We start from the raw sequence: 4,457 nt of genomic DNA on the forward strand, positions 1-4,457 counted from the left end.
ATTGATGTTACTTCATAACCTTTTGGGCCTTTTGAATAACCAGATTTTCTTAAACTATAGGCTATTTTAGAAATGTCTAATTGCGATAAAATCATTTCTAGCTTAGTTTCTTGTTGAAATTTTATAATTTCTTCAAAGGAAATTATGCTCATTTGTCGAATATACATTTAGAGGTTTCACTCCTTTCGGATTATTTTGGTGCTACTTAATATATTCGACATTTTGGGGTGAAACCTCTTTTTTGCTTTAAATAAATTTAATAAAATCAGCCTCTTTGAATTATGCAATTTCCTCAATTATAAAAATATAAAAAAGTAAAAGAGGGATTTTTATGTTGGTTAATGTGGCAATATCCAAAGTTAATAAGCATGGTCAAAGGATAGGTGGAGATACTGCGGAAATTGTAGAAAGACCATTAGGGGGAGTTACAGGGATAATTGTAGATGGACAGGGTAGTGGAAGGTCAGCAAAGGTAATTAGTAATTCTATAGTTGGTAAAATTACAAATTTAATCAGTGATGGAGCTAGGGATGGAGCAGTGGCTAGGGCTGTTCAAGATTATCTCTTTGCCATGAAAGATGGTAAGGTATCTGCAACTTTAACAATGATTTCTTTAGCTTTAGATACACAAAGTATTATTATTTCAAGGAATAGTCATTGTCCTGTGATAGTAATCGATAATGAACGGGAAATAATATTTGAAGAACAAGTTCAACCATTAGGTTTCTATAAGTTTTCTAAACCACTAATCAAAGAATTGCCTTTGAAGACGGGGATGACTATCATGGCTTATACCGATGGCTTAATGAGTGCCGGGAAAAAGTATAACAATCCTATAAATGATGGAGATATAATAAATATCCTTAAAGAAAAGATTTCTACTCAAAATAAAGCTGACAAAATTCTTGACTTAGCTTTACAACTAGATGGTCAAAAACCTAATGATGATATTACTATATTGGTAATTGAAACTTCTGAAGAAGAAAGTCTAATAAGAAAAATTAATGCAACTTTTCCACTATAAATAGGGGGAATAAACTTTGAATAAAAAATTAAAAATTGCTGTAGTAGGAAACTGTGCAGCTGGGAAAACTACATTAGTAAAAGGTTTAAATGATAGAGGTTATTTAAAGGCTTATAATGTTCCTCAAGAACATTCTGTAGTAAAAAAATTGTGGCAAAGGTATAATCCAGATATCCTAATTTTTTTGCAATGTAGTTTAGAAATAGCTAAGAAAAGACGACCAACTATAAGCTGGGGAGAAGAAAGGCTAATTCAACAAAGGAGTAAACTCCATGATGCTTTTTTGAATAAGGACATATTCATTGATACTGATAATCTAACAATAGAAGAGGTATTAGAAAAGGCAATTCTGGAGATAGAAAGGATTGATAAAAATGATAACCGTAGAAGATGTTAAAGAGCATCCGATAACTAAAACCTTTATAAAAAAAGGTGATGAACACTTAGGTACAATGGGTTTTACAGAACACAGTTATCGTCACAAAAATCTAGTATCAAATATTGCGGCAAACATCTTAGAAAGGCTAGGGTATCCAAAACGGGAAGCTGAATTGGCAGCTATAGCTGGCTATCTCCATGACATTGGTAATGTGGTATCAAGGTATAATCATGGCCAATCAGGGGCAATGATTGCCTATGATATTTTACGGAATTTAAAAATGGATCCAGAAGAAATAGCAGTAATTATCGCCGCTATTGGAAATCATGAAGAAGAATATGGCCAAAGTGTTAATAATGTAGCTGCAGCTTTAATATTGGCAGATAAATCTGATGTCCATAGATCTAGGGTGAGGAATCCCGATGTTTCTACCTTTGATATCCACGATAGGGTAAATTACGGAGCTGTCCATTCTTTTTTAAATGTTGATCCAACTAATCGGAAAATCACCTTAGAATTAAAGATTGATCAAAATATAACTACCGTCATGGAATATTTCGAAATATTTTTAACTAGAATGGTAATGTGTCGTAGAGCTGCAGAGTTTTTAAATGCATCCTTTGGCCTAGTGATCAATGATGCAAAATTACTATAATTGACAGTATTTCTGGATGAAGTTATAATTATTTCTATACATCGGTGAAGGGAGAGAATTTTTATGGTGCGTTGGAAAAATATAATTGCTTTGATGGTAATTTTAGCAGTGGTCGCAACTGTGACCTACTTTGCTATACCATTTATTCAACAGGAAACTAGATTAGGTCTAGATTTACAAGGTGGAGTTTATGTATTATTACAAGCTAAGTCAACGGATAGGGCAGAGGTTACCGATGAAGCTATCCGTGGTACAATAGAAGTGCTCCGTAATAGGATTGACGAGCTAGGAGTTTTAGAACCCATTATTCAAAGGGAAGGGAACGATCGGATCCGTATCGAGGTTGCTGATGCCCAACAAGATCCTGAAACAGTATTAGCCTTAATAGGAAAAACTGCCCTTTTAGAATTTTGGGATGAAGAAGGGGAACCAGTAATTACAGGAGCTAATCTTGTAAATGCTAGGGCTTTATTTAGCCCAGAAAATGGTCAACCTGTAGTATCTATTGAATTAGATAAGGAAGGGGCAGCAGTTTTTGCTGAACTTACCCGTAGGCTTTCTGGAACTGGAATTCCCATTCCTATAGTGTTAGATGGTCAAGTAATATCTGCTCCTGTGGTAAGGGCAGGGACAGTTATTACTGATGGTAAAGCAATTATCGAAGGTGTTGGTACCATTGACGATGCAGCAAGATTAGCTGGATTGTTACGTTCCGGTGCTCTACCATTGGAACTAGAACAATTAGAAGTAAGGGCTGTAGGACCTACCTTAGGTAAACAATCTTTAATTAAGAGTTTATATGCCGGAGCCTTTGGTTTACTCTTAGTAGTATTATTCATGGTTGTTTTCTATAGGCTACCTGGGATTATAGCTTGTATAGCTTTAAATATTTATCTATTAATAGTCTTAACAACATTAATTGCTTTCAAAGCTGTTTTAACATTACCTGGTATCGCCGGTTTAATTTTAACAATAGGTATGGCGGTAGATGCAAATATAATTATTTTTGAGAGGATTAAAGAGGAAATACGGAATGGTAAAACATTAAGGAGTGGCATGGAATCAGGATTTAGAAGAGCCATCACCACCATTTTAGATTCAAATATTACTACGTTAATTGTCGGTATAATCCTCTTTGCTTACGGTACAGGACCTGTTAGAGGTTTTGCAGTTACTTTAGTAATTGGTGTTTTAGTAAGTATCTTTACTGCTGTAGTAGTTACAAAATATCTACTAAAACTGCTAGTTAATACTAACTTAATAAAAAATACTAAGTTTTTTGGTGCATAAGGGGTGGTGAATAGGATGAAAGTAAAAATTATTGAACGCTCTAATTTATGGTTTACCATATCGGGAATAATAATCCTAATAGGAATAATATCATTACTTACCTTAGGTTTAAATTTCGGTATAGATTTTACAGGGGGTAATAGAATAGTTGCCACTTTTCCAGCAGGAACAACTGTTGAAGATATCCGTTCAGTTTTGAGTGAAATAACAATAGATGGAACTAATTTAGGTAACAGTTTTATACAAACCCTTGATGGGGATGATTTTAGTATTAGAACAATCCATCTCGATGAAGAAGAGAGGAAACTAGTTTTAGATAAATTAGGTGAAAATTTTGGAGTACAATCAGATAAAACAGAAATAGATTTTGTAGGTCCTGTAGTGGGAAGGGAACTCATTCGCAATGCGGTAATTGCCCTAACATTGGCATCAGTTTTGTTAGTTGTTTATATTAGTTTCCGCTTTGAATTCAAATTTGCAATTTCTGCAATTGTAGCCCTTTTATTTGATGCTTTTGTTGTACTAACAATTTTCTCTATAACTCAAATTGAGTTAAATCAACCCTTTGTTGCAGCAATTTTAACTATTGTCGGTTATTCTATTAACGATACCATTGTTGTTTTTGATAGAATTAGGGAAAATCTAAAATATCCAGGTAAAGATTTAGCTCAAAAGGTTAATGAAAGTATCAGTCAGACTTTAAGAAGATCAATAAATACTTCTGTAACCACCCTTTTGGTATTAGGAGCAATCCTTTTCTTTGCCGGTGATACACTAAAACCCTTTGCCATTCCACTATTCTTTGGAGTAATTAGTGGTACTTATTCTTCAATTTTCTTAGCAAGTCCATTATGGCATCGTTGGAAAGTATTTGAAGCTAACAAGAAACATAAAAAACTAGCTTAATTAAAACAAAGAACAAGATTTATCCATTAAAAGTAGGATAAATCTTGTTTCAGAGTGAAGACAAACTATAGACAAAGTCATCATCAGCTGTGGTAATTAAACAAAGATACGATTAAGTTGAGGAGATAGATTTAAGAGCTGATTAGATAAAAGGAAGAAGGGGTGAGGAACAGGACGTTCCGAAAGCTCTATTGAGCCATGGA

Annotated in this window: 5 protein-coding genes; all 5 read left to right on the forward strand. The window is 33.9% G+C overall.

Features of this window, described 5'->3' with window-relative positions:
* Positions 1-331 precede the first annotated feature (331 nt).
* The 5 genes from BMX60_RS11575 to secF all read left to right on the forward strand — a co-directional run bounded on the left by BMX60_RS11575 (position 332) and on the right by secF (position 4,254).
* Positions 332-1,024 (forward strand): SpoIIE family protein phosphatase, encoded by a 693-nt coding sequence (locus tag BMX60_RS11575; RefSeq protein WP_091351591.1) that lies wholly within the window; start codon positions 332-334, stop codon positions 1,022-1,024.
* A 16-nt stretch (positions 1,025-1,040) separates the two neighbouring features.
* A complete protein-coding gene (locus BMX60_RS11580) occupies positions 1,041-1,421 on the forward strand; it encodes a nucleoside/nucleotide kinase family protein (protein WP_091351592.1) in 381 nt (126 codons plus the stop codon).
* On the forward strand, positions 1,399-2,058 hold the full coding sequence (locus tag BMX60_RS11585) for an HD domain-containing protein (RefSeq protein ID WP_091351595.1): 660 nt from the start codon (positions 1,399-1,401) through the stop codon (positions 2,056-2,058). Before BMX60_RS11580 ends, BMX60_RS11585 begins: the two co-directional genes overlap by 23 nt.
* Before the next feature lie 63 nt (positions 2,059-2,121).
* Positions 2,122-3,348 carry a protein translocase subunit SecD gene (gene secD / locus BMX60_RS11590; protein WP_091351593.1) on the forward strand — a complete coding sequence of 409 codons (1,227 nt, stop codon included), beginning with the start codon at positions 2,122-2,124 and terminating at the stop codon, positions 3,346-3,348.
* A 15-nt stretch (positions 3,349-3,363) separates the two neighbouring features.
* Complete coding sequence (secF, locus tag BMX60_RS11595; RefSeq protein ID WP_091351594.1) at positions 3,364-4,254, forward strand: protein translocase subunit SecF; 891 nt, start codon at positions 3,364-3,366, stop codon at positions 4,252-4,254.
* Positions 4,255-4,457: the final 203 nt, after the last annotated feature.

It is taken from the genome of Anaerobranca gottschalkii DSM 13577 (genome assembly GCF_900111575.1).
GTDB classification, from domain to species: Bacteria; Bacillota; Proteinivoracia; order Proteinivoracales; family Proteinivoracaceae; genus Anaerobranca; species Anaerobranca gottschalkii.

Bases quoted from the DNA above. Each gene is read 5' to 3' on its own strand.
- BMX60_RS11575 (WP_091351591.1), top strand. From the start codon at position 332: ATGTTGGTTAATGTGGCAATATCCAAAGTTAATAAGCATGGTCAAAGG.
- secF (WP_091351594.1), top strand. From the start codon at position 3,364: ATGAAAGTAAAAATTATTGAACGCTCTAATTTATGGTTTACCATATCG.
- BMX60_RS11585 (WP_091351595.1), top strand. From the start codon at position 1,399: ATGATAACCGTAGAAGATGTTAAAGAGCATCCGATAACTAAAACCTTT.
- secD (WP_091351593.1), top strand. From the start codon at position 2,122: ATGGTGCGTTGGAAAAATATAATTGCTTTGATGGTAATTTTAGCAGTG.